At 40.0% G+C, this 26,455-nt stretch carries 20 protein-coding genes; all 20 read left to right on the top strand.

Going from position 1 to position 26,455, the window contains the following annotated elements:
- Positions 1-70 precede the first annotated feature (70 nt).
- The gene (locus bhn_RS09660) at positions 71-1,957 is read left to right on the top strand and encodes an EAL domain-containing protein (protein ID WP_161487318.1); all 1,887 of its coding nucleotides are present in this window, start codon (positions 71-73) and stop codon (positions 1,955-1,957) included.
- Between the two features lie 2 nt (positions 1,958-1,959).
- Positions 1,960-3,912 carry an EAL domain-containing protein gene (locus bhn_RS09655; protein ID WP_071176508.1) on the top strand — a complete coding sequence of 651 codons (1,953 nt, stop codon included), beginning with the start codon at positions 1,960-1,962 and terminating at the stop codon, positions 3,910-3,912.
- Positions 3,913-3,985: 73 nt separating this feature from the next.
- Positions 3,986-5,251, top strand: a complete 1,266-nt coding sequence (gene hisS / locus bhn_RS09650) for a histidine--tRNA ligase (RefSeq protein WP_071176507.1) — start codon at positions 3,986-3,988, stop codon at positions 5,249-5,251.
- 23 nt (positions 5,252-5,274) lie between these two features.
- Entirely contained in the window at positions 5,275-5,589 is a 315-nt protein-coding gene (gene rhaM, locus bhn_RS09645; protein ID WP_071176506.1) for an L-rhamnose mutarotase, read from the top strand.
- A 23-nt stretch (positions 5,590-5,612) separates the two neighbouring features.
- Positions 5,613-6,893: an HlyC/CorC family transporter gene (locus bhn_RS09640; protein ID WP_071176505.1), complete on the top strand. Its 1,281-nt coding sequence runs from the start codon at positions 5,613-5,615 to the stop codon at positions 6,891-6,893.
- 85 nt (positions 6,894-6,978) lie between these two features.
- Positions 6,979-7,125, top strand: a complete 147-nt coding sequence (gene scfA, locus bhn_RS09635) for a six-cysteine ranthipeptide SCIFF (protein WP_013281386.1) — start codon at positions 6,979-6,981, stop codon at positions 7,123-7,125.
- A gap of 85 nt (positions 7,126-7,210) precedes the next feature.
- Positions 7,211-8,647, top strand: a complete 1,437-nt coding sequence (scfB, locus tag bhn_RS09630) for a thioether cross-link-forming SCIFF peptide maturase (protein ID WP_071176504.1) — start codon at positions 7,211-7,213, stop codon at positions 8,645-8,647.
- Positions 8,648-8,667: 20 nt separating this feature from the next.
- A complete protein-coding gene (gene secD, locus bhn_RS09625; RefSeq protein WP_071176503.1) occupies positions 8,668-10,953 on the top strand; it encodes a protein translocase subunit SecD in 2,286 nt (761 codons plus the stop codon).
- 1,118 nt (positions 10,954-12,071) lie between these two features.
- Entirely contained in the window at positions 12,072-13,868 is a 1,797-nt protein-coding gene (gene recJ, locus bhn_RS09620; protein WP_071176502.1) for a single-stranded-DNA-specific exonuclease RecJ, read from the top strand.
- A 157-nt stretch (positions 13,869-14,025) separates the two neighbouring features.
- A complete protein-coding gene (locus tag bhn_RS09615; RefSeq protein WP_071176501.1) occupies positions 14,026-15,513 on the top strand; it encodes a UDP-N-acetylmuramoyl-L-alanyl-D-glutamate--2,6-diaminopimelate ligase in 1,488 nt (495 codons plus the stop codon).
- Between the two features lie 19 nt (positions 15,514-15,532).
- Positions 15,533-17,779 carry a replication restart helicase PriA gene (priA, locus tag bhn_RS09610; protein WP_071176500.1) on the top strand — a complete coding sequence of 749 codons (2,247 nt, stop codon included), beginning with the start codon at positions 15,533-15,535 and terminating at the stop codon, positions 17,777-17,779.
- A gap of 140 nt (positions 17,780-17,919) precedes the next feature.
- Entirely contained in the window at positions 17,920-18,426 is a 507-nt protein-coding gene (gene def / locus bhn_RS09605) for a peptide deformylase (protein ID WP_071176499.1), read from the top strand.
- A gap of 40 nt (positions 18,427-18,466) precedes the next feature.
- On the top strand, positions 18,467-19,141 hold the full coding sequence (locus bhn_RS09600; protein ID WP_071176498.1) for an amino acid ABC transporter permease: 675 nt from the start codon (positions 18,467-18,469) through the stop codon (positions 19,139-19,141).
- A gap of 12 nt (positions 19,142-19,153) precedes the next feature.
- Positions 19,154-19,894: an amino acid ABC transporter ATP-binding protein gene (locus bhn_RS09595; protein ID WP_071176497.1), complete on the top strand. Its 741-nt coding sequence runs from the start codon at positions 19,154-19,156 to the stop codon at positions 19,892-19,894.
- A gap of 45 nt (positions 19,895-19,939) precedes the next feature.
- Positions 19,940-20,815, top strand: coding sequence for a transporter substrate-binding domain-containing protein (locus bhn_RS09590; protein WP_071176496.1), 876 nt, complete (start codon positions 19,940-19,942; stop codon positions 20,813-20,815).
- Positions 20,816-20,922: 107 nt separating this feature from the next.
- Positions 20,923-21,855, top strand: a complete 933-nt coding sequence (gene fmt, locus bhn_RS09585) for a methionyl-tRNA formyltransferase (protein ID WP_071176495.1) — start codon at positions 20,923-20,925, stop codon at positions 21,853-21,855.
- Positions 21,856-21,887: 32 nt separating this feature from the next.
- Positions 21,888-22,595 carry a zinc metallopeptidase gene (locus tag bhn_RS09580; RefSeq protein ID WP_071176494.1) on the top strand — a complete coding sequence of 236 codons (708 nt, stop codon included), beginning with the start codon at positions 21,888-21,890 and terminating at the stop codon, positions 22,593-22,595.
- Positions 22,596-22,602: 7 nt separating this feature from the next.
- Complete coding sequence (locus bhn_RS09575) at positions 22,603-23,973, top strand: sodium-dependent transporter (RefSeq protein ID WP_071176493.1); 1,371 nt, start codon at positions 22,603-22,605, stop codon at positions 23,971-23,973.
- 17 nt (positions 23,974-23,990) lie between these two features.
- Complete coding sequence (gene rsmB / locus bhn_RS09570; RefSeq protein ID WP_071176492.1) at positions 23,991-25,379, top strand: 16S rRNA (cytosine(967)-C(5))-methyltransferase RsmB; 1,389 nt, start codon at positions 23,991-23,993, stop codon at positions 25,377-25,379.
- The gene (rlmN, locus tag bhn_RS09565) at positions 25,376-26,416 is read left to right on the top strand and encodes a 23S rRNA (adenine(2503)-C(2))-methyltransferase RlmN (RefSeq protein WP_071176491.1); all 1,041 of its coding nucleotides are present in this window, start codon (positions 25,376-25,378) and stop codon (positions 26,414-26,416) included. Before rsmB ends, rlmN begins: the two co-directional genes overlap by 4 nt.
- The last annotated feature ends 39 nt before the right edge of the window (positions 26,417-26,455 follow it).

The raw sequence follows: 26,455 nt of genomic DNA, 5'->3' as shown, positions 1-26,455 counted from the left end.
ATTGATGCATTATAATATTTATTTTGATATTTGTGCGTTGTGCATCTTAATAACGATAGCATTGACCTCTTTGTCAAGGCGACGAGTTCCTGCCTATAGACAGAGAGCTTTTACATTGCTGTTTTTGACAGTATTTCTTTCCACTGCCTTTGAACGTGTAGAGACTTATCTTCAGATCAATCCTATTGATGCTTCCTGGTACAATACTTTGGAAATGATCATGGGGTCTTTGTTTTTCCTTGCACATTTAGGGTCTGCTTTTGCTTATCTTTTTTATATTATGTCAGTTCTTGACATCTATTATCCTGTTAGATCGCTCAAAGGTTTTTTACTGCTCAGATTAGGATATGCTATTGGCTTTTTTGCCATTATTATTAATTTCTTTTCCCCGATATTATTCTATTATTCACCTGATGGTGCTTATCACAGAGGAAGATTTCTTTATATCTTTTACGTTATTGCCAGTTACTATATCTTTTATGGTATAGTTCTTATCTTTAAATATAAACACCTTATGAGGCTCAAGACTGCGGTTATCATTACTTCATATATTCTTCTTGTGTATGCAGGTATCATTTTGCAGTATTTATACCCTACATTTCTTATAGAGAACTTTTTTAACACCATCAGTATTACGTTTATCTTTATTACTCTTCAGAATCCAAGCGAGATGGTTGATGAGACTTTAAATATCTTAAATCGCAAAGCCTTCATGGAAGGTCTTGATCTCAAGACTAAGCGTAATAGCAAGCATAACACCATTTTTGTGACAATAGATAATGTCAGAGCAATTAGTTCAGAGATTGGCTACATGAAGGGGCTTGGCGTTTTGAAAAGAATTGCTAAATACCTCAAGAATGTTGGCTTCAAGGAATTTGGACTAACTACCTATACCTACAGATATTCAGAGTATGTCTTTGCTATAACTGTTCATTCTGATGATGAAGCAAAGGTTAAGGCTTTGATGTACAAGATATCTTACAGACTTCATGAACCCTGGAAACATGATGGAATGGCTATCAGAGTTTCTGGACATTGCTTCCTTATGAGCTATCCAAGGCACTATTTTAGCTCAGCAGAACTCATCACCAAGGTAGATCTTGTGACAGAGGATATTGCCGAGATCCACAGTCCTGTATTTGATATTGATAGCATCAATTTTATTCAGCTCAAAAAAGAAAGAGATTACGACAATCTTGCAAGAGACAATCTGGAAGCAAAGAAGATCGTCATCAAGTTCCAGCCATTTTTGTCCAAGATCTATAAGATTAATTACAACGCAGATGTAGTGGGATATTTGCGGGATGAAGTTGGAAATGAGATAGATATGAGAGGCCGTATTCCTGAGAGGACTGTGACACAGACCCTTATGGATGCGGATGAATATGTATTTAGACGTGCCTGCAGAGCTCTGGCTTTCTGGAATGCCGGAGATAAAAATGGTAAGTATAGAGCAGTTGTAGCGATGTCTCAGGGTGAGATCTCCAAAACGGACTTCGTAAAGAGGGTAAAGAGGATCCTTAGAGAAGAAAAGGCTGATGGAAGCTGGGTTAGTATTAAGCTTACAGAGACAACCCTTACTACCATGAATACTATAGCAGAAAGAAATATCAAGATGCTCAAGGATATTGGATGTTACATAATCGTTGATAAATTCGGAAGCGGTTATGGAGACCTTGAAAAGATATTGTCACTCCCTGTAATGCAGGTAAATATCGACTCTTCAGTCCTTAGGGCTGCTGCTGAATCAGAGGATATGAAAAAAGTGGCACAGGGCATAGTAAACCTTTTCCATGACATCAGTATCTTTGTATGCGCGACTGATATTATGACCAAGTATGACATGGAAATGGCAGAGAGCCTTGGATGTGATTATCTTATCGGAGACTATCTGTGCGCACCTATCAAGGATAGTTCTTACGTAAACTTTATTGATGCATATTTTGACGAGGGCTAAATATGGAATTCATAATCAATCCTCAACATTATACTGCGTGCTTTTCTGTTGCATCACTTATTTTGCTGGTGGTAATCCTGATCATCTATTTGGCGGAGGATTATTACTACGGAAAACAAAGTGCTATTTTTGGTGTGCTCATTTTTAATGGAATAGTAATGAATGTTATGGGACTATTGCATAATTTATGGTCCTTTGGTGAAGGAAGTGCTCTTGTTTCCTATGACACAAATTGTGCAGCTCAGATTATAGAGAGAATCTGTATTTATATCATGGCATATTACAGTATGGCCTATGTACTGGCTATTTTCCATATTGAACCACCTAATTTAAAAAGGAAACTGATATTAGTTCTTCCGGCAGCATATCCCTTAATGGTCATCGCCAGTGGATTTTTCTCGGATTTTTTCTATTCATTTGATAGCAGAGGAGAACTTCAGTATCACTATCCTCAGGCAGGAACGATCAATCTTGGAATATGGCTCTATTTCATATTTGGAGCATATTTGCTTGTGAAATACGCCAAGACTCTTAGCACTGAGAAGTTTTTGGCAATCCTTATATATTATATGCTGATGTTTGCTGGTATTCCTGTAAGGATCCTGACTAAATCAAGCTCGATATTTGAATTTAATGTTTCTATCGCTATGCTTCTTTGCGTATACACTTTCCAGAATCCAAGTGAGTTTATGGACAGATTTTCTGGAACAGGCACCAGAAAGGCACTTGATTTCTCAATTTCTACGAATCTTTTGCAGAAAAAATCCTTTACCGTCCTGCTGGTCTACGTTGATAAGCTGGCTGTGATAATAGGAAGTGAGCAGATGGAGGTTTCATCAGGCCTTTTAACGCAGCTTACAAGATACTTTAAGTCATTTATTGATGGTTCAAATGTTTTTTATATTGAAGACGGCAGCTATGCCCTTATTATTCCAGATGTGAACGCGGATGATCCTGTTATAGGCAAGATCTCTGATCAGGTCAAGAAAAGATTTAAAGATACTTGGGCATTTAAGGATGACCAGATCAAGCTCTTTGTGAGCACCTGTGCAATAAGCTTTCCTAATGAGATCGATTCGCTTGAGAGGTACAACGAGATAAGAGGCGTCATCAGAAAGGCTCTTGCTAGACTTAGCAGAGATATGATCAGAGTTACAGATCTTAATCTTAAGTATGTTGAGCATGACAAAAAGATAGATAACATCGTAAAGCATGCACTTGAAGATAAGCTCCTTGATGTTTATTATCAGCCGATCTATTGCCCTGAAAAAGGTAAATATACAACCTGTGAGGCACTGGTAAGACTTAAAGATCCGCAGCTTGGTTTTATCTCGCCTGCTGTTTTTATGCCTGTTGCTGAGCGCAATGGAGCGGTTCTTGCTATAGACAATTTTGTTATCAACTCTGTCTGCAAGATGATCACATCAACTGGCATCTGTGACATGGGAATAGACTTTATTGAAGTTAATCTTTCAATTGTGGACTGCATTCAGACTAACATGGCAGACAACATTCTTGGTATTTTGCAAAAGCATGGAGTTGGCACTGACAAGATAAACTTTGAGCTCACAGAGACATGGGAAAAAGATATAACTACAGTAGTTGATGAAAATATTGATAAGCTCCTGAAGGCAGGAGTTAAGTTTTCTATGGACGATTTTGGAACAGGATATTCCAATATCGCCAGGATATCAAATCTTCCTGTTAATGTGTTCAAGCTTGATAAGAGTATCATTCAATCTGCCTTTGATTCTGAGACTTCATATATGGTCATGCTCAATATGATCAAGATCATAAAGTCCCTTGGAAAAGAAATAGTGGCTGAAGGTGCTGAGACAGAAGAACAGGCAAAACAGATCATGAAATTAGGATGTGATTACATCCAGGGATTTTATTATTCAAGACCTCTTCCCGCAGATAAGTTTGTTGAGTTTATCGCTGAACATAACAAGTAGGGAAAACGTTGCAAAGGCCTTGTATTAAGTGTACAATATTTCATGTTTATTTTTGCATATAGAAAGGGATTTTATGGCACTTATTAAGAAACCTGTTACCGGTATGAAGGATATTTTGCCTTCAGAGATGAAACTTAGAGATTACTGCATAGGTATTATCAAGAAGACTTATGCGGAATTTGGATTTACTTCTATTGAGACTCCTTGTGTTGAGTCACTTGCCAACCTTAATAGTAAGCAGGGCGGCGAAAATGAAAAGCTTATCTTCAAGGTTATGAAAAGAGGAGAGAAGCTTAATTTAGAGACTGCTAAAGAGGAAAATGATCTTACTGATTCAGGTCTTCGCTATGACCTTACAGTTCCTCTTGTTCGTTTTTATGCTAACCATGCCAATGAACTCCCATCACCATTCAAGGCACTTCAGATGGGAAATGTATGGAGAGCAGACAGACCTCAGAAGGGAAGATATCGTCAGTTCATGCAGTGTGATATTGATATTTTAGGCGAAGCTTCCAACCTTGCTGAGATAGAGCTTATTCTTGCTACAACAACAACTCTTGGAAGACTTGGCTTCAAGGACTTCAAGATCCGTATCAACGATCGTCAGATCCTTAAGGCAATGGCTGCATACAGCGGATTTGCTGAAGATGATTATGACAACGTATTCATCACACTTGATAAGATGGACAAGATCGGTATCGATGGCGTTGCGGAGGAACTTGAAAAGAGTGGATATGCCAAGGAGAGCATCGACAAGTATCTTGATCTTTTCAGAGCAGTAGAAGGTAAGAGTGGTGTTGATGGACTTAAGGTTATTGCTGAGAAGCTCGGAGATTTCCTTTCTTCAGAAGTTAATGAAGGACTTCAGGAGATCATCAGCAGCGTAGAGACTACTAAGTCAGCTCAGTTTGAAATGGTATTTGATCCTACACTTGTACGTGGAATGTCATATTATACAGGAACTATCTTCGAAGTTGCTATGCCACAGTATGGCGGAAGCTGCGGCGGTGGTGGACGTTACGACAAGATGGTCGGTAAGTTCCTTGGACAGGACACACCAGCCTGCGGATTCTCAATCGGATTTGAGCGTATCATCATGATCATGATGGATGAAGGCTTCAAGATTCCTGGAGAGAGCGACAAGGTGGCATATCTTATTGAGAAGGGTGTTAAGGGACAGAGATTGTCAGACATCATTGCAGAAGCTCAGAAAGAAAGAGCGGAAGGCAAGCAGGTACTTGTAGTACGTATGAATAAAAATAAAAAGTTCCAGAAGCAGCAGCTTTCTGAACAGGGATATGAGGAGACAAAGGAGTTTTATCTTAATCCTTTGAACTAATATAAACTAGAGAGGGCATAGACATGATAAGAAAAGGTTTTAAGATGAAATTGTATCCAGGAATGGCAAAAGAGTATGAGAAGCGTCACAACGAGCTTTGGCCTGAGATGCAGGAAATGATCCATGAACACGGGGGACACAATTACAGTATCTATTTAGACGAAGAGACTAATGTGTTGTATGGATATATCGAGATAGAAGATGAAGAGCTTTGGGCAAAGAGTGCTGATACTCCTATCAATCGCAAATGGTGGGATTTTATGGCAGATATTATGGATACCAATCCAGATAACAGCCCTGTGGCTGTAGATCTTCATCCGGTATTTCACTTGGATTAAGAGTTTTCTTATAGGAGGAAATTGTGGACACACACGCGATACGGCTCGCTATATTGATCGTACTTGTATTTTTATCAGCATTCTTTTCATCTGCTGAGACAGCCTTTATGACAGTCAATAAGGTCAAGATGAGAGCTATGCTTGACGATGGCAAAAAAGGCGCTGGTACAGTACTTAATATATGCGAGGACACACAGAAACTTCTTTCTGCGATACTTATTGGCAATAATATTGTCAATCTTAGTGCTTCTGCACTTATGACAGTATATGTGACAGATGTTTTTGGAAGTAAACTCATTGGTGTAGGTACAGGAATACTGACACTTGTTGTTCTTATTTTTGGTGAGATCATACCAAAGACTATAGCAACAGCTTATGCTGAGACTTTGGCTTTGTGGTATGCGCCACTAATCGTAGCTATCATGTATATCATGATGCCGTTTAGCTTTATAATAAACGGAATTGCTACTATCATCCTTAAGATCATAAGAGTAGACACTAATAACAAGCAGTCCATGACTGAGACGGAACTCAAGACCTATGTGGATGTAAGCCATGAAGACGGCGTCATCGAAAGTGGTGAAAAGCAGATCATCTACAATGTCTTTGATTTTAGTGATGCTCTTGCCAAAGATATCATGATCCCAAGGATAGATATGAGCTGTGTTAGCTCAGATGCCGATTACAACGAGGTCATGAAAGCCTTCAAAGAAGACATGTACACCAGAATTCCGGTGTATGAAGGCAATGAACAGGACAATATAATAGGTCTTATCAATGTAAAAGACCTTATTCTTGTTGAAGATAAAGAAAACTTCAAGATAAAGGACTACATCAGAAAAGCTTATTATACCTATGAGTTTAAAAAGACAGCTGATCTTCTCATGGAAATGAGAGAAAAGACCCAGAACGTAGCCTTTGTTTTATCTGAGTATGGCGCTACTGTGGGAATGATCACCTTGGAAGATCTCTTGGAAGAGATCGTTGGTGAGATCAGAGATGAGTATGACCTTGATGAAGCAGAGCTCATTAAGAATGTAGGTGGAAAGAGATATCTTGTTGAGGGTAATATGAAACTTGACGATATCAACAATGCCCTTGGAACAGATCTTGATTCTGAGGACTATGACTCCATAGGCGGACTTATGATCGAAAACCTTGACAGACTCCCTGGAAACGGTGAGACAGTGACGCTGGATAACGGTATTACGCTTACTGCAAGGGGCGTTAAGAGGAACAGGATCACTAAAGTCCTCATGACAGTCAACACACCTATGGAAAACGAAGAAAAAGAAACACTTTAATCTTTTTACAAAATATGTTATACTAGGACGATGTAAAAAACTCGAAAGTGGAAAATTAGTTATCATTTTCAAGTAGGAGGCAATTATGAAGCACGTAAAGTCATTAGTTACAAGAAATCTTAAAGAGTCAATGAAGAAGGGCGGATGCGGTGAGTGCCAGACATCATGCCAGTCTGCTTGCAAGACATCTTGCACAGTAGGTAACCAGAGCTGCGAGCAGCTTAGCAAGTAATTCTTGATATTTAGGAAAATGTAATTATTTCGGGCAGCGGCCGAGGTCGCTGCCTGCTTTGTGTAAAACTTGTTTAGGAGATTTTATGATTCACGCTTATAAGAACAACGGTTACAACATTGTTCTAGATGTTAACAGCGGGTCAGTTCACGTAGTTGATGATGTTGTTTTTGATCTAGTTAGTTTTGTTGAGGACAAGCTCAGTGGCAAGTATGGCAGTGCTGCAGCCGCTGATGACGAACAGGAAATAAAGAAAGAAGATTTAGAGTGGCTTTCTAAGGAAGCTCTTTCCTTAGACGGTATTTCTGATAAATATTCTCAGGAAGAGATCCGTGAAGCAGTTGAGGAACTTTTAGAGCTTCGTGTGGCACAGGTTCTTTATACAGATGATGTATACGAGAACTATGTTGATGATTTCCAGAACAGAGAGACTGTAGTCAAGGCTCTCTGCCTCAATATCGCACATGATTGTAATCTCAGATGTAAGTATTGTTTTGCTGATGAGGGTGAGTACCACGGCAGAAGAGCTCTCATGAGTGAAGAAGTTGGTAAAAAAGCTCTTGATTTCCTTGTGGCTAATTCAGGAAATCGTAGAAACTTAGAGGTTGACTTCTTTGGTGGCGAGCCACTTATGAACTGGGAAGTAGTCAAGAAGATTGTCGAGTATGGCCGATCAATCGAGAAAGAGCATAACAAGAATTTTCGTTTCACAATTACTACAAACGGAACTCTTCTCAATGATGAGATTCTTGAATATGTAAATAAAGAGATGGGTAACATCGTTCTTTCCATCGATGGACGTAAGGAAGTTCATGACTTTATGCGTCCTAGACGTGGTGGACAGGGTAGCTATGATGACATAGTTGCTAAGTTCCAGAAGGTAGCAGAGAGCCGTCATCAGCTCAGATACTTTGTAAGAGGAACATTTACTCACAATAACCTTGATTTTTCAGAGGATGTTAAGCATCTTGCTGATCTTGGATTCAAGCAGATCTCTGTAGAACCAGTAGTAGCCAAGCCAGAAGATTGGTACTCTCTTAAGGATGAGGATATTCCAAAGCTTTGCGAGGAATATGATAAGCTTGCTAAGTTATATCTTGAAAGACAGAAAGAGGGAAGAGGATTCAACTTCTTCCATTTCAACATCGACCTTGAAGGTGGCCCTTGTGTAGCCAAGAGGCTTTCTGGATGTGGATCAGGATGTGAATATCTTGGTGTTACACCATGGGGAGACCTTTATCCTTGTCATCAGTTTGTTGGTAATGAAGATTTTATTATGGGTAATGTATACGAAGGTATTACCAGAAACGATATCAGGGAAATGTTCAAAAAGAGTAATGTATACTCAAGACCTGAGTGTGAGAAATGCTTTGCTAGATATTATTGCAGCGGTGGTTGTGCTGCAAATGCCTATAATTTTAACGGCGATATCAATACAACATATAAGCACGGATGTGAGCTTCAGAGAAAGCGAATCGAATGTGCGATTATGATAAAAGCGGCTATGGCCGAAGAAGCTTAATGTAACGGGAGGATATATCAATGAAAAAGCTAAAATCATTTTTAGCTCTCATCGTAGTCCTTTTACTGCTTGGGGGAGTTGGTTATTCAGCAGTTAACGGACTTGGTGCGGACAAGTCAGGATCTTTATCAAGTATCAATCTTGGTCTTGACCTTGCAGGTGGCGTAAGTATCACCTATGAAGTATCAGGAGAAGAGAATCCTGATAAAGAGGATATGAGCGATACAATCTACAAGCTCCAGCAGCGTGTAGAGCAGTATAGCACAGAAGCCTTAGTATATCAGGAAGGTTCAAATAGAATTAACATCGAGATTCCTGGCGTATCAGATGCAAACAAGATACTTGAGGAACTCGGACAGCCTGGTAACCTTTATTTCATCGCTCAGACAGACAGCGAAGGCAATCAGAACTATTCATATCACTATGGAATCAATGCTGATGGCACTATGGAAGTAGATGAGGACGGTAACCTCCTTATGGGTTATGTTCTTGATAAATCATTGGAAGACCTTCAGGCAGATGGTTCAATTGTTCTTACAGGTGATCAGGTAGCTAGTTCACAGGCTGCTTCACAGCAGGATTCTTATGGTGCTCAGGAGCCAGTAGTTTCTCTTGAGTTTACAGAAGAAGGTGCTAAGGCATTTGCTGATGCAACAGCTAAGGCATATGCTGCTGGTGAGACAATTGGTATCTACTATGACGGCCACTTCATCAGTGTTCCTCGTGTTCAGGCAGAGATTACAGATGGTAAGGCTGTTATCACAGGTCAGAGCACATATGAAGAAGCTCAGAACCTTGCTTCACTTATAAGAATCGGTGGACTTAAGCTTCAGCTCACAGAACTTCGTTCTAGTGTAGTTGGTGCTCAGCTCGGATCAGATGCTATTAAGACCTCACTTATTGCAGCAGCAGTAGGATTTGTTCTTATCGCAATTTTCATGATCGTGTTCTTTAGATTACTTGGTTTTTCAGCAACACTTGCTCTTGCATTCTACTGCGGACTTATAGTGTTCCTGCTCTCAGCATTTGAGATGACACTTACACTCCCTGGTATTGCAGGTATCATCCTTTCAATTGGTATGGCGGTTGATGCTAATGTGCTTGTATTCTCCAGAATCAAAGAGGAACTTGCAGCTGGTAAGTCTGTTGATGAAGCTAGAAAGAACGGATATAACAAAGCTCTTTCATCAATCCTTGATGGTAACATCACAACTCTTATCGTAGCAGTTGTTCTTAAGATTGGCGGAACTGGTTCTATCAAGGGATTTGCTGAAACACTTATCCTTGGTATCATCCTTTCAATGTTCACAGCTCTCGTAGTTACAAGAATCATTACTTCTATCTTCTACGGACTTGGATTTGAGAATGTAGCTTTCTATGGAAAGGCTAAGAAGATTGAGACAATCAACTTTGTTTCAAAGAGAAAGATTTTCTATGCAATTTCTGCTCTTATAATTGTAGTTGGTATTGCTACAATGGGAATCAACTCTGCAAAGGGTATTGGCGCATTCAATTACAGCCTTGATTTCATTGGTGGTACATCTTCAACAGTTACTTTTGACAAAGATTACACTCGTGAAGAGATTGAAAATACAATTGTTCCTGATATCAAGAAAGCAGCTGAAGTAAGCGAAGTTCAGTTTAACGAAGTTGCAGGAACAAATCAGGTAGTATTTAAGACAACTACTCTCAACATTGCACAGAGAGAAGCTGTAGAAAAAATGTTTGAAAATAACTACGGTGTAACAGCTGAAAACATTGCTGCTGAGACAATCAGTTCAACTATTTCAGGTGAGATGAGAGGCGCAGCTGTCAAAGCTCTTATCGTAGCACTTGTACTTATGCTTATCTACATCTGGGTAAGATTCAAGGACATCAAGTTTGGTGCTGCAGCTATCATCGCTCTTGCACATGATGCACTTGTAGTTATCACAGCTTATGCACTTATTAGATACCTTTCAGTAGGTAGCACATTCATTGCTGTAGTACTTACAATCATCGGTTACTCAATCAACGATACAATCGTTACATTCGACCGTATCCGTGAGAACCTTCATGACGCTACTAACAGAAGAGAAACAGCAGATCTTGTTAACAGATCAGTGTCACAGACAATTACACGAAGCTTGTTCACATCTGCTACAACATTCTTCACAGTACTTGCACTTTTCATCTTTGGTGTTGCTGATATCAAAGCATTTGCACTTCCTCTTATGGTTGGTGTTATCTGCGGAACATATTCATCAATCTTCATCGCATCACCAATCTGGTACGACCTTAAGACAAAGTTCAAGAAGAAGGCTTAAGGTACTGATGGCGGACAATTTCTTAAAACGGACGCATGAACGGCATTATTTTTCATTGTTCGCTTAGTAGTATTTTTTGTAGGATACATTAAACATTCAAATAACCCTAGTAGATTTACTTCGCATTCGTTCAGAATGTAGATCTACTAGGGTTATTTTCATGTTATGTATCTACTACAAAAAATAAAACGCTCAAACTAAAAAATAATGCTCGTTCATGCTATCTGCTATTTAGGAAAGACTAAAAAGCTTTCTATGACATTGATAATACCAACATAGTAATATTTGCGCAGTTAGTATCACAGCGCTGAGTATAAATGATATCAAATCTTAAATAAAAGATATATTGGTATTATTGATATTTGCCCCACTAATACCAAGCTAAAAGTATTTATAAAAATGGTATCATCTAAAATTTGCTAAGTAATACTAAGTAGAAGAAAAATATGAAAATGGTACTACAAGAATTTGGCCTAGTGGTACTAAAAAGAAGAAAAACAAGAAAAAGGTATTACAAGAATTAAGGCTAGTGGTACCAAGTAGAAGGAAAAAATGAAAATGGTATTACAAGAATTTAGTCTAGTGGTACCAAGTAGAAGAAAAATATGAAGATGGTACTACAAGAATTTGGTCTAGTGGTACTAAGTAGAAGAAAAATATGAAAATAGTATTACAAGAATTTAGTCTAGTGGTACTAAGTAGAGGAAAAATATGAAAATGGTATCATCTAAAAATAGCCTAGTAATACCAAAAAGAAGATAAAATATAGAAAAGTATCATCGACAATTAATAGAGTCATGTTAAACATTAGCAAAATAGTTGGAATGGTATTACTCTTGTTTGATTCGTTCAATACTTCCTATATTTTCTAAATAACTGCCAATATGACAAGAGGAAAGATTTAGCCTGAGGGATTTATTTTTTGCAGTAATTGCGTAATCTGTTCGTTTTCAACACTTATGAACTGCAAAAAATATCGGAGCGAAGGATGAATCTTTCCTCTTGTCATATGTCAGGTACCAAGAACTATCGGGAAAAATATGGTATTATATCAAGTGAGTGTTCGCATTTTTTTCATAGAAGAACACAATTTTTTTTATATAAGGATTTAGGTAATTATGGCAAAATGGATGATAGCAAATAAGAAAGCTGATTTTGATGGGATTGCAAAGGAATTTGGAATCACAAATATTACAGCAAGGCTTATTGCTAACAGGCTTATAGATAGTAGAGAAAATGAGAACCAGAAGTGCAATACTCAGACTGTTGATGAGTATCTTCACGGAGATGTTTCAATGCTCCATGATCCAGCTGGAATGGCGGATATGGAAAAGGGAGCAAGGGTCATGCTTGAGAGGATCAAGGCTGGTGACAAGATAAGAGTAATAGGAGACTATGATGTTGATGGGATCTGTTCGTCATACATTTTGGTTTCAGGACTTTCTCTTATGGGAGCAACGGTAGATTGTGTCCTTCCTGATAGAATCAAGGATGGCTATGGACTTAGTATCAAGCTTGTGGATGATGCTCTTGCAGATGGCATTGATACTATCATTACATGTGACAATGGAATTGCAGCTTATGATCAGGCTCAGCATGCCAAGGATAATGGCATGACTATTGTTGTTACAGACCATCATGAGGTTCCAAAGGATGGAGACAAAGAGATACTTCCTCCTGCAGACGCAGTAATAGATCCAAAGAGACAGGATGGCACATATCATTTTAAAGAGATCTGCGGAGCAGTAGTAGCTTACAAATTCCTTCAGGTCATGGCAGGTCTTTTAGATGACAAAAAAGATGAATTTAAAGCTTTTTTTGATGAGAAGATCATTTTTGCAGGAATTGCTACTGTATGCGACGTAATGGAGCTTAGAGACGAAAATAGGATCATTGTGAAGGAATCCCTAAAAAGAATTCCTTATACATCAAATAAGGGCTTAAAAGCGCTTATAAACGTAAATGGTCTTAATGCTCATGAGATGTCTAGTTTTCACTATGGATTTGTCATCGGACCATGCCTTAATGCGACAGGAAGACTTGATCTTGCTACAAGGGCACTTTCATTATTTACCTGCGAGGATGAGGCAGAGGCTGCCAAGATAGCTGGAGATCTTAAGGCTATGAATGACGACCGCAAGGACCTCACCAAGAAAGGCGTTGACGAAGCCATAGAAATGGTTGAGGAACAGAGCCAGAAAGGAAATCTTCCAAAGGTCATCGTTTTGTACCTTCCAAAGGTTCATGAATCTATAGCAGGTATCATTGCTGGTAAGGTAAAAGAGAAATATTACAGACCTACGATCATCTTAACCAGGGCTTTAGATGGCGGTGCCAAGGGATCAGGAAGATCAATTGAGAGCTATGACATGTTTGAACATCTATCTGCGTGCAAAGAGCTCTTTACAAAATTTGGCGGACACAAGATGGCTGCCGGACTTTCGCTTCCTGAAGAAAATATCGAGATATTAAGAAAAAGACTTAATGATGAATGTGAACTAAAGCCCGAAGATTTTCAGGAAATAGTTCATCTTGATATGGTAATGCCTCTAAAATACGCTACTATGGATCTTGTTAGAGAATTTAAGTATCTTGAACCTTTTGGAACAGGAAACTCCAAGCCAAGCTTTGCACAAAGAGATGTTTATCTGTTATCCGGAAGGATACTTGGAAAGAACAGGAACTGCGGCAAATACAAAGTGTCAGACGGAACTGGTAAGATCCTTGATATGATGTATTTTGGTGATATGGATAAATGGCATGGATTCCTTACTGAGAAATACGGTCAGGATGGACTTGATGAACTATATGCCGGAACTGCAGAAAATATGAAGGTTAATATAGCATATTATCCCGATATCAATAGTTATCAGGGAAGGGATAGCATTCAGATAATAATGAATGATTTTGTGTAAAAAAAATACCCCTAAAACCACAAAAACACACGCGAAGCGTGTGTCTGCGGTTTCTTATGAGGGGGAGATTGTGAGCTATTGCTCACATCTATAGGTATATAATACTGCAAAATTGTGAATAAAATGTGACGAAAAAATAAAAAATGGAGAGGTTGTTATGAAACTAAGTAATTTACTGGAAAAACTGGAATTTGAGGTTACTAGAGGGAATTCTGGAGAGAGGATTGATCCAGAAGTTGTCGAAATAAAGGACGTAGTTAACGACAACAGAAAGATTTCTGAAGGATCTCTTTTCATCTGCATCAAGGGTGCAAATTTTGATGGACATAGCTGCGCAAAAGAAGCTGCTGAAAAGAAAGCTGCAGCAATCGTTGTAAGCCAGGATGTGGAGCTTCCAGAAGGCTCTGATATTGCAGTAATAAGAGTAAAGGATACCAGATATGCAATGGCCTTTATCTCTGCTGCGTATTTCGGTAATCCGGCAAGCAAGCTCAAGACTATCGGTATCACAGGAACAAAGGGTAAGACAACAACAACTTACCTTATCAGAAACATGCTTGAAAATGCGGGACACAAGGTTGGTCTTATTGGAACTATCGAAGTTATCATTGGTGATGAGCACATTCATGCAGAGAATACAACACCTGAGTCATTTGCACTTCAGGAATATATGGCCAAGATGGTTGAAGCTGGATGCGATAGCGTAGTAATGGAAGTATCATCTCAGGGACTTATGCTTCACAGAACCCAGGGATTTACTTTTGATATTGGTATCTTCACAAATATTGAGCCAGATCACATTGGACCAAACGAGCACACTGACTTTGAAGACTATATGCATTGCAAGAGCCTTCTATTTAAGCAGTGTAAGGTTGGTATCTTAAACGGTGATGATGTTCATGTTGATGATATCTTAGAGGGACATACCTGTAAGGTTCAGACCTACGGATTTAATGAGGACTGCGATCTTAGAGCAATAAACCTTGCATATATCCACAAGCCAGGTGAACTTGGCGTGTTCTTCGATACTGATGGATTCCTTAACATGCATGCAGAGATCAAGACACCAGGAAAATTCAGTGTATACAACGCTCTTTGCGCTATTGCTGTTGCACATAATCTTGGATGCACCCCAGAAGAGATTGCACCTGCACTTAAAGAGGCTAAGGTCAAAGGAAGAATTGAGATGGTCAAGGTGTCTGATGATTTCACACTTATGATCGACTATGCTCATAATGCAATGGCCCTTAAGAGCCTTCTTACAACACTTCGCGATTATCATCCAAACAGACTTATCTGTCTCTTTGGCTGCGGCGGAAACAGAAGTAAGCTCAGACGTTTTGAGATGGGGGAAGTAAGTGGAAGATATGCTGATGTTACTATCATCACATCTGACAATCCTCGTTTTGAGGAGCCAGAGGATATCATAAATGATATTGAGACTGGCATGAAAAAGACAGATGGTAAGTACATCAAGATCACAGATAGAAAAGAAGCTATAGCTTACGCCATTGATCACGGCGAGCAGGGGGATATCATCGTGCTTGCAGGTAAAGGCCACGAGGACTATCAGGAGATCAAGGGCGTAAAGTATCACATGGATGAACGTGAACTTATCCAGGAGATTCTCGACGAGAGAAAGTAAATCATTGTAAACTATATATATGTACGCTAACGTAATCATTGATATTTCACATGAGAAGGTGGACAAGCCTTTTCAATATAAGGTGCCCGATAAGCTTACGGGTAAGATTGACATAGGAAGCCCTGTAGTTATTCCCTTTGGTAGAGGGAATACTACCAGAAAGGGCTTTGTTATTGAGCTTACAGATGAGCCTAATTGGGATCCTGCCAAGATAAAAGAGATAATCGATGTATCTGACGAAGTGGTTTCAGCTCAGGATATATCAATGAGGCTTGCAGCCTGGATGAAAAGACATTACGGCTCAACCATGATAGCTGCCCTTAGGACAGTTCTTCCTGCAGCCAAGAAGCAGAACAGACAGGTCCACAAGTATATATCTCTTAGAATGGATTTAAGGCAGGCAAGAGATCTTTATAACGAATGCGTTAGAAAAAAGCAAAAGGCCAGAGAAAGGCTTTTAAAGGAACTTTTAGAAAACCCTGAAGACAGGATTCCTTATGAATTTGTAACAGGTAAGCTTAATATAGCGTCTCAGACTATCAAAGCTCTTTCTGACCAGGGAATCATCAAGGTTGAGAGCGAAGAATATTATAGAAAGCCGGTAGCGGCGGAGAGTTCAAGATATGGCAAAGCGGTCCTTAGTGATGAGCAGCAGCATATCGTTGATACTGTCAAAAAAGATTACGATGAGGGCCAAAGAAATACTTATCTCATCCACGGTATCACAGGAAGCGGCAAGACAGAAGTATATATTGCCCTTATTGATGATGTTATCAAGAGAGGTAAACAGGCTATCGTGCTGATTCCAGAAATAGCCCTTACCTATCAGACTCTGATGAGATTCTACAGACACTTTGGAGACAGAGTATCTGTAATGAATTCTACACTTTCTCCAGGAGAAAAATTTGACCAGATGGAGAGAGCAAGAACTGGCGATATAGATATCATTATCGGGCCAAGATCAGCTCTTTTCACACCATTTCCAAATACAGGAATCATAATAATTGACGAGGAGCATGAGTCTGCCTACAAGAGCGAGACTATGCCCAAATACCACGCAAGGGAAACAGCTATAGAGTTATCTAAGCTTCTTCCGGATGGAGCAGCTGTAGTGCTGGGATCGGCAACTCCTTCCCTGGAGTCCTATTACAGAGCTCAGACAGGAGAGTACAAGTTGTTTGAGCTAAACAGAAGACTCACAGGCGGAACGCTACCAACAGTTGAGATAGCTGACCTTAGAGAAGAGCTAAGAAAAGGCAACAGATCCATCTTTTCACTTAGGCTACAGGAACTTATAGAGGACAGATTAAGTAGAGGCGAGCAGACAATGCTCTTTATCAATAGAAGAGGACTGGCAGGATTTGTATCCTGCAGATCCTGCGGACATGTATTTAAGTGCCCACACTGCGATGTGGCTCTTTCTGAGCACAGAGGCGGAAGGCTTGTGTGCCACTACTGCGGCTACGAGGAACCAGTGAAAAAGATCTGTCCAAAATGTTCTTCAAAATATGTTTCATCCTTTAGGGCAGGCACTCAGCAGATAGAAGATGAGGTCAAGAAATTCTGGCCACAGGCCAAGGTGCTAAGAATGGATGCTGATACCACCAGAGCCAAAGGCAGTTACGAAAAGATCCTTTCGGCCTTTGCCAACAAAGAAGCTGATGTACTTGTAGGAACTCAGATGATAGTCAAAGGTCACGATTTTCCTGACGTTACTTTGGTTGGAATACTTGCGGCTGACATGTCTCTTTACGCCAGTGACTACAGAGCAAGTGAGAGAACCTTCCAGCTACTTACTCAGGCAGCGGGAAGAGCAGGCAGAGGAGACAAAAAAGGCAATGTCATAATCCAAAGTTATCAGCCTGATCACTACAGCATAATTGCGGCATCCAAGCAGGATTACAAGGAGTTTTATGATGAAGAGATCGCATACAGAGATCTTTTGAGCTATCCTCCTGTGTCGCACATGATGTCAGTTCAGATCATGAGTAAGGACGAAGAAGAGGGAATGGCTTTTGCTACAAAGCTCAGAACCCTTATGGAACAAAGAAAACTTGAAGGATCAGTATTTATTGGACCTGCAGCGGCATCAATAGGCAGGATAAACGACATCTACAGGATGGCTGTTTATGTTAAGATGAGCGATTACCAGGGACTTATTTATTACAAAGATTTAATGGAAAAATATATCAGAAGCCTTGAAGACCAAGGGAAACTCAGGTATATTTCAGTTCAGTTTGACTTTGATCCAGTCAATGGATTTTAAGAAGTAGTTGACTTTTTTGAAAAATAAGATATCATATAATAAAATTGTACAAAACTTAATTGCGAGTACAATATATCAAAAATGCTTTATTATATGATAATATAGATTGAATCAGATTATTTATAATAAAGGAGGCCAAAATGGCACTTAGAACAATAAGAGAATATGGTGATGATGTACTTGCAAAGAAGTGTAAGGACGTTAAAGAGATCACTCCTAGAATACAGGAATTAGTAGCAGACATGCTTGAGACTATGTACGAAGCTAACGGTGTTGGACTTGCTGCACCTCAGGTAGGAATCCTTAAGAGAGTTGTGGTTATCGACTGTTCTCCAGAAGGAGACCAGCCAATCGTTATGATCAACCCGGAGATCTTAGAGACAAGCGGTGAGCAGACAGGCTACGAAGGATGTCTTTCCCTTCCAGGTAAGTCAGGTATAGTTACAAGACCAAATTACGTTAAGGCTAAAGCCGTAGATCTTGAAGGCAATGAATATATCATCGAAGGCGAAGAGCTTCTTGCCAGAGCTATCTGCCATGAGCTTGATCATCTCGATGGACATATGTATGTAGAAAAGGTTGAAGGCGACCTTGTAGATAACGAAGAACTTATGGCAGAAGCAGAAGAGGATCACGAAAAAGAATGATCTTTGATCTGCTCACTACCATATATGAGCAGGATATCAGATGTTAAATGAAAAGACTTTAGAGCTTCTTATGAGCTCTTTTCCTAAAATACTAGAATATGGTTTAAAGGTAACACTTCCGCTTGCGGCACTGGCATTCATCTTGTCAACTGTGATCGCAGTACTAGTGGCAATGGTGCAGTATGCGGATGTACCTATTATCAAAGAAATCTGCAGGCTCTATATCTGGATCATAAGGGGCACACCTCTTTTGGTTCAGCTTATGGTAGCTTTCTATGGACTTCCACTTCTGGGAATCCATTCTAATCCGTTTGTTATGGCTGTTATAGTTTTTTCTATAAATGAAGGTGCGTATAGTGCTGAGACCATGAGGGCCGCCATGGAGGCTGTTCCTGCGGGGCAGCTGGAGGCTGGCTACTGCGTTGGTATGAACTATATGCAGATCATGTGGCATATCATCCTTCCGCAGGCTTTCAGAACAGCGTTTCCATCACTTTTTAATGCGCTTATCAGTATGGTAAAAGACACATCACTTGCATCAAGTATCACAGTAGTAGAGATGTTTACCAAGACCAAGCAGCTTGCAGGACAATCATATAACTATCTGCCTCTTTATATCGAGGTAGCCTTTGTTTACCTTATCTTTTGTACGATCCTGACTTTCATTCAAAAGAAGGGTGAAAAGATTCTTGGAAACTATGGCCAGCGCAAGTAAAGAGGGCATATTATGGCACTATTACAGGTAAAAGACATTAAGAAGACCTTTGGGGATAACGAAGTCCTTAAGGGTGTTAGTATAGAAGTTAATAAAGGCGATGTTGTATCAGTTTTGGGGCCATCTGGCTCAGGCAAGACCACTCTTCTTAGATGCATCAATTTTCTGGAAAAAGCTGATGGCGGAAGATTTGTATTTGATGGCAGAGAATATGACCTTTCTGATATTTCCAAAAGGGATATAGCTGCTATCAGAAAAAAAACTGGCTTCGTGTTCCAGAATTATAACCTATTCGCCAATAAGACAGTAATTCAAAATGTGACACTGGGCCTTACATCAGCAAGGAAGATCCATTCAAAAGAAGCGGATGCCATTGCAATTGACGTTTTAACCAAGGTTGGAATGGAATCCTTTAAAGACTATTATCCAAGCCAGTTATCGGGTGGACAGCAGCAGAGAGTAGCTATTGCAAGAGCTCTTGCTACAAAACCTGAGATACTTTATTTTGATGAGCCTACGTCAGCTCTTGATCCTCAGCTCACAGCAGAGGTACTTGAAGTAATGAGAAATCTTGCTTCTGAGGGTATGACTATGATAGTTGTAACTCACGAGATGGGCTTTGCCAGGGATGTTTCCTCCCATGTTATCTTCATGGCAGATGGAAATATCGTGGAGGAAGGACCTGCAAAGGAATTCTTCACAGCACCAAAACAGGCAAGGACCAAAGAGTTCCTGCGGCTCACAGAAAACTAAATTTGGAAACTGCTAACTAGTTTACAGATAGACAAGGAGAATATTATGAAAAGAAAACTATCTATGCTACTAACAACAGTTCTTGTAAGTGCTTCTATTATTGCCTGTGGTTCACAGGGCGGAGCAACAGAGAATGCAGATGAAGCTCCAGCAGCAGAAACAGCACAGGCTGATGCTACAGATGCAGAAAATGAAAGCGCTACAGAAGATCACCTTGCACGTATTAAGGCAGCAGGCAAGATCACTATTGCAACAGAAGGTGTCTGGTCACCATTTACTTATCATGATCCAGAGACAGACGAGCTTGTTGGCTTTGATGTTGAAGTTGCAGCAGCAATAGCTAAAAAGCTTGGTGTAGAGCCTGAGTTCAAGGAAGTTGCTTTTGATGGCGGACTTACTGGTGTAACTACCGGAACTTTTGATATGATGGCTAACGGTGTAGACGTTACACCTGACAGATCAGAGACTTACGACTTTACAGATCCTTACGCTTACGACCATGCAGTAGTTGTAACTCTTGCTTCAAATGATTCGATCAGTTCTTTTGAAGATTTAAATGGCAAGACAACAGCTAACTCTGCTGGATCAACATATGAAGCAATGGGCATCAAGTACGGCGCTGTAGTATCTAACGTAGATACACTTGGCGAGACCATGACACTTGTATTAAACGGAACTGTTGATGCTACTATCAATGCCAATACATCAGCGCAGGACTACTTCAATACTACAGGAACAACTGATCTTAAGGTTGCAGCTGTAGATTCAGAAGTTACTATGTATGCGGTTCCTCTTGCAAAGGGTTCTGACAATGACAGCCTTAGAGCTGCAATCAATCAGGCTATCGCAGAACTTCGCGCTGATGGTACACTTTCAGAGATCTCAGTTAAATATTTTGGCGCAGATATCACTGCTGAATGATATCGCCTTAAATTGTACAAATAAGTCCTAAAATGGTACACTTAAGAGTGTCCTTTTAGGACTTATTTTATTGAATAATTTACGCCTATATGAAAGGAAATATTTAAATGAAGATAGTTTTTATGGGAACTCCTGATTTTGCCAGGACAGCCCTTGAAAAGATCATAGAAGCAGGTCACGAAGTAGTTCTGGTTGTAACTCAGCCAGATAAGCCAAAGGGAAGAAGTGGAGAGCTTCAGATATCTGATGTTAAGGCATGCGCCTTAGAGCATGATATTCCGGTATTTCAGCCAGTCAGGATAAAAGAGGCTGAGCATGTAGCATATTTAAAGAGTATCGAAGCAGACATTTACGTAGTAGCTGCATTTGGACAGATACTTTCACAGGAGATCCTTGATATTCCTAAGTTTGGATGTGTTAATATTCACGCATCCCTCCTTCCAAAATATAGGGGAGCTGCTCCTATCCAGCAGGCAATCCTTGATGGCGAGAAGGTTACAGGCGTTACTATCATGCAGATGGCAGCTGGAATGGATACTGGAGATATTCTGATCCAGAGAGAGATTCCAATCGATGAGGAAGAGACTGGAGGCGGACTTTTTGATAAGCTGTCAATCCTAGGTGGCGAGCTCATTGTAGATGCCCTTCCTTTGATAGAAAAAGGCGAGCTTATTCCTGTTCCTCAGGATGAAGAAAAGGCTACTAAGTGTGGCAAACTTTCCAAGAACATGGGTAAGATCGATTTTTGTAAAGATGCAAAGACAATCGGAAATCTTGTAAGAGGTCTTAATCCATGGCCATCAGCCTTTACAAGTTTAGATGGCAAGAGCTTTAAAATCTGGAAAGCCAAGGCATTATCCGAGTCATCAAAGGGAAAAGAACCAGGAAGCATAGTATCTGTTTCCAAAGATTCTTTTACCGTGGCAACAGGTGATGGTCTATTAGAAATTACAGAGGTTCAGCTTGAAGGCAAAAAGAGAATGGCAGTCAAAGACTTCCTTCTTGGATATAAGCTTGAAGCTGGAACAAAACTTGGATAATAAAGTGAACAATAAGAAAAGAGGCGATACATATGTATTACGGTTATGGTAGAGCATTTGGGTACGGAATGGATCCCATGTACTTTTTAGTTATTCTCATGGCTATTCTTTGTATGGTAGCCAGTTACAGAGTTTCATCTGTTTACAAAAAATACGCAAGGATTCGTAGCATGTGCGGTATGACTGGAGCACAGGCTGCAATGGAGATCCTCCGCAGAAATGGTATTACTGATGTGTCAGTTTGCCATGTCAGAGGAGAACTTACAGATCACTATGATCCCAGAAACAAGGTAGTTAACCTTTCTGATGCAACGTATGATTCAACAAGCGTAGCAGCCATTGGCGTTGCAGCTCATGAGTGCGGACATGTCATGCAGCATCACTTTGGATATGCACCACTGTCCTTTAGAACAGCACTTCTTCCAGCTGCAAATATCGGATCAAAGGCTGGAATACCTCTTTTGATCCTTGGAATGCTTCTTGGTTTTTCACCACTTATAAGCATTGGAATCGTTGTATTTTCGCTGGCAGTATTGTTCCAGCTTGTTACACTTCCGGTTGAGTTTGATGCTTCTCACAGAGCTCTCGTGATGCTTGAAGAATATGGTATCCTCGGACACGAAGAAGTAGCTGACTCAAGAAAAGTTCTGACTGCAGCTGCAATGACATATGTGGCAAGTGCAGCTTCAGCTGTAGTTCAGCTTCTTAGACTAGTTATGTTAAATAATCGTAGGCGGTAATCAGTTAATGAAAGAAAGAGAAAAACTCGGTAGCCGATTAGGCTTTATTTTGCTGTCAGCAGGTTGTGCGATCGGCATTGGAAACGTATGGCGCTTCCCATATATGGTAGGTCAGTATGGCGGAGGCATTTTTGTAGTTATTTATCTGCTATTTTTACTTATATTAGGTGTCCCTGTTATGACTATGGAATATTCCATAGGTAGAGCCAGCAGGATGAGTATTTATCCGGCTTATAAGAAATTGGAAAAAGATGGGACAAAGTGGCATTTGTCAGGATTTATGGCAATGTTTGGTAATTACCTGCTTCTTATGTTCTATTCAGTAGTTTCAGGATGGATACTTAGATATTTTGTGCTGATGCTCACTGGCTCTTTTGAAGGAAAGACTACAGCTGGTATAGAAGAGGCATTTAACACTATGATGGGCAGCCATGAAATACTCATAGCATACATGGTCATCACAATGCTGATAACTATGGTCATCTGCTCCATGGGGCTTCAGAACGGTGTTGAGAAGATCACCAAGATCATGATGATAGCTCTTATCTGCATCATGATAGTTTTAGGAATCAGATCCCTTACACTTCAGGGTGCATCTGAGGGCGTTGCTTTCTACCTGATGCCAAATGTAGACAATATCAGAAAAGTTGGTATTGGAAATGTTATGTATGCAGCCTTAAACCAGAGCTTTTTTACCCTTAGTCTTGGTATGGGCAGCATGGAGATATTTGGAAGCTATATCAAAAAAGAAAGAAGCCTTGCAGGAGAGGCAATACTTGTTGCAGGACTTGATACTTTCGTAGCTATTGTCGCAGGACTTATTACAATTCCTGCTTGCTTTGCTTACGGCGTATCTCCTGACAGTGGACCAAGTCTCATATTCCTTACACTTCCTAATGTATTTACCGCACTTCCTCTTGGAAGAGTCTGGGGAAGCTTATTCTTCCTGTTTATGTATTTTGCAGCTCTTTCTACCATGGTTGGTGTGTTTGAGAACGTAGTCAGCTTCTCAATCGATATATTTGGAAGTGAGCGCAAAAAGGCAGCTCTTATTGCAGGAATCATCATCACACTTGGTTCTATTCCTTGTACCCTTGGTTTTAACGTACTCAAAGGCTTTGAACCATTAAAGCCAGGCACAAACATCATGGACCTTGAGGATTTCATTGTTAGTAACGTTATCCTGCCTATAGGATCACTAATTTGCTGCCTGTTCTGTACAACAAAGTATGGATGGGGCTTTGATAATTATTTAGAAGAAGTAAACAGCGGTCTTGGGATCAAGGTAAGCCGCAAACTTAGCTGGTACTTTAAATATGTTCTTCCAGCGCTCATCACATTCTTGATGATATATGGAATAGTAACGTATTTTAAATGATTTATGAGGGTAAGTAATTGGCTAATATTCGTGAGATTGTTTTAAATATCCTAATGGAATATGACAAGGACAAGGCTGGTAAGATGTCCTTGTTAAAAGATTCTTTGGAAAAGTACGACTATCTTGAAACAAGAGATAAGGCGTTTATAAAAAGAGTAGTTGATGGGTGCCTTGAGAGACAGACCCAGATAGACTATTGTTTGGATCAGTTCTCAAAGGTCAAGGTTCAGAAGATGCAACCTCTTATCAGAAGCCTTATGAGAATGGGAACCTACCAGATCATGTTTATGGACCAGGTTCCAGATTCAGCAGCCTGTAATGAGGCAGTTAAGCTTGCTGACAAGCACAAGTTCTCCGGACTCAAAGGCTTTGTAAATGGAGTCCTTAGAAACATTTCCAGAAATAAAGAAAATATCAAATACCCTGACAAAGCTATAGATAATGGTTGTGAGTATCTTTCAGTGTTTTACTCAACACCAAAGTGGCTCTGCGAAATGTGGGTATCTGAGTATGGCTACGACAGGACTGAGAGCATTTTGGAGTTCTTTTTACAGGCTAGACCTACAACTATAAGGCTCAATGTACCTAAGCTCATGGAGATGAATAAGGCTTCAGACCTTGATGCATCGGTGGATGCTTATGTAAAAGAGCTAAATGAGGCAGGAGCAGTAGCCAAGAAAAATCCAATTCTTAACTATGCTATAGACCTTGAAAAGACAGATAATATCAAATTTCTTCCTGGCTTTGATGAGGGACTGTTTACAGTTCAGGATGTAAGCTCAATGCTTGTCACTGAAGTTGCAGATCCAAAGGAAGGCCAGACTGTTATAGATGTCTGCGCAACTCCTGGAGGCAAGACTCTTCACGCAGCTGAGAGAGTTGGAGTAGAAGGAAGAGTCATATCCAGAGACCTTTCTGATAGAAAATGTGACATCATCAGAGAAAACGCCGAGAGACTTGGACTTTCAAATATCGAAGTTGAGGCCTTTGACGCTAGGATCCATGATGGAAACCTTGAGGATATGGCGGATATTCTTTATCTTGATGTACCTTGCTCAGGACTTGGCATTATAGGCAGAAAGAGCGATATCAAGCTGAACACCACTAAAAAAGGCTTAAAAGAGCTGTCCGATCTTCAGTGGGAGATTGTAAAGGCAGCCTATGACTATGTAAGACCAGGCGGAATACTCATGTATTCAACCTGTACTGTCAACAAGGCAGAAAATGAGGCCATGATCGATAGGATCTGCAAAGAACTTCCTTTTGACAGAGTGGATATTACAGATGCTCTTCCAGCAAGTATAGATAAAAAGAGCTCTAAGGAAGGCTATATTCAGCTTCTTCCCGGAGAGTTTGGAACAGATGGATTTTTTATAGCAAAGCTTCTAAGGAGAAAAGAGAAGTGACAAAGATAGATATTAAGTCTCTTTCACTTTCAGAGCTTGAGGATAGTATCAAAGAACTTGGCGAGCCAAAGTTTAGAGCAAAGCAGCTCTATGAATGGATGCACGTCAAGAAGGCCAGAAGTTATGACGAGATGACCAATATATCCAAGAGCTTAAAAGAAAAGTGCATTGAGCATTACGATTATACAGCGCTTCAGGTTGTGGATGTTCAGAAATCCAAGATTGATGGCACACAGAAATTCCTTTTTGGACTTTCTGATGGCAACGTTATCGAGAGCGTATTTATGAGGTACAAATTCGGAAATAGCGTGTGCATATCATCTCAGGTAGGATGCCGTATGGGATGCAGATTCTGTGCATCAACTATAGATGGTGTAGTCAGAAACCTTGGTCCATCAGAGATGCTGGATCAGATATATGCTATTTCAAGGGAGACTGGTGAAAAGATTTCACGAGTAGTAGTTATGGGAAGTGGAGAGCCTCTTGATAACTACGATAATCTCCTTAAGTTTATCAAGCTTTTGACTGATGAAAACGGAATGAACATGGGACAGAGAAATCTTACAGTTTCTACTTGTGGAATCGTTCCAAATATTTACAGACTGGCTGATGAAGAGCTGTCTATCAACCTGGCATTGTCTCTTCATGCATCCAATAACGAAAAGCGTAAAAAACTCATGCCTATAGCTGAAAAGTACAGCATTGATGAAGTACTTGATGCCTGCAGAGCATATTTTGACAAGACCGGAAGGCAACTGACATTTGAATATTCCCTTGTAAGCGGAGTAAATGACACTGATGAGGATGCTGCCGAACTGTCCAAATTATTAGAGGGCATAAATGCCGTAGTTAACCTTATTCCCGTCAATCCTATCAAGGAAAGAGACTTTAAACCCACAGATCGTTCTGGGGCCTTGGCTTTCAAAAATAAACTTGAAAAAAGTCGAATAAATGTTACTATTAGAAGGGAAATGGGCAGGGATATAGATGGTGCTTGCGGACAGCTTAGAAGGCGCCATTTACAGCAAGAAAAGTGATACCTGCTTATTTTTGCATGAAAAGAGTTTGCTCGGGAG

Source organism: Butyrivibrio hungatei (assembly GCF_001858005.1).
In the GTDB taxonomy this organism is placed as follows: domain Bacteria; phylum Bacillota; class Clostridia; order Lachnospirales; family Lachnospiraceae; genus Butyrivibrio; species Butyrivibrio hungatei.
The sequence above is the reverse complement of the archived record's forward strand: the minus strand, read 5'-3'. Positions and strand labels throughout refer to the sequence as shown.

What these genes read in the sequence shown, in the direction of transcription:
- bhn_RS09655 (WP_071176508.1), top strand. Translation starts at nt 1,960, where the DNA reads ATGGAATTCATAATCAATCCTCAACATTATACTGCGTGCTTTTCTGTT.
- hisS (WP_071176507.1), top strand. Translation starts at nt 3,986, where the DNA reads ATGGCACTTATTAAGAAACCTGTTACCGGTATGAAGGATATTTTGCCT.
- rhaM (WP_071176506.1), top strand. Translation starts at nt 5,275, where the DNA reads ATGATAAGAAAAGGTTTTAAGATGAAATTGTATCCAGGAATGGCAAAA.
- scfA (WP_013281386.1), top strand. Translation starts at nt 6,979, where the DNA reads ATGAAGCACGTAAAGTCATTAGTTACAAGAAATCTTAAAGAGTCAATG.
- scfB (WP_071176504.1), top strand. Translation starts at nt 7,211, where the DNA reads ATGATTCACGCTTATAAGAACAACGGTTACAACATTGTTCTAGATGTT.
- secD (WP_071176503.1), top strand. Translation starts at nt 8,668, where the DNA reads ATGAAAAAGCTAAAATCATTTTTAGCTCTCATCGTAGTCCTTTTACTG.
- recJ (WP_071176502.1), top strand. Translation starts at nt 12,072, where the DNA reads ATGGCAAAATGGATGATAGCAAATAAGAAAGCTGATTTTGATGGGATT.
- bhn_RS09615 (WP_071176501.1), top strand. Translation starts at nt 14,026, where the DNA reads ATGAAACTAAGTAATTTACTGGAAAAACTGGAATTTGAGGTTACTAGA.
- priA (WP_071176500.1), top strand. Translation starts at nt 15,533, where the DNA reads ATGTACGCTAACGTAATCATTGATATTTCACATGAGAAGGTGGACAAG.
- def (WP_071176499.1), top strand. Translation starts at nt 17,920, where the DNA reads ATGGCACTTAGAACAATAAGAGAATATGGTGATGATGTACTTGCAAAG.
- bhn_RS09600 (WP_071176498.1), top strand. Translation starts at nt 18,467, where the DNA reads ATGTTAAATGAAAAGACTTTAGAGCTTCTTATGAGCTCTTTTCCTAAA.
- bhn_RS09595 (WP_071176497.1), top strand. Translation starts at nt 19,154, where the DNA reads ATGGCACTATTACAGGTAAAAGACATTAAGAAGACCTTTGGGGATAAC.
- bhn_RS09590 (WP_071176496.1), top strand. Translation starts at nt 19,940, where the DNA reads ATGAAAAGAAAACTATCTATGCTACTAACAACAGTTCTTGTAAGTGCT.
- fmt (WP_071176495.1), top strand. Translation starts at nt 20,923, where the DNA reads ATGAAGATAGTTTTTATGGGAACTCCTGATTTTGCCAGGACAGCCCTT.
- bhn_RS09580 (WP_071176494.1), top strand. Translation starts at nt 21,888, where the DNA reads ATGTATTACGGTTATGGTAGAGCATTTGGGTACGGAATGGATCCCATG.
- bhn_RS09575 (WP_071176493.1), top strand. Translation starts at nt 22,603, where the DNA reads ATGAAAGAAAGAGAAAAACTCGGTAGCCGATTAGGCTTTATTTTGCTG.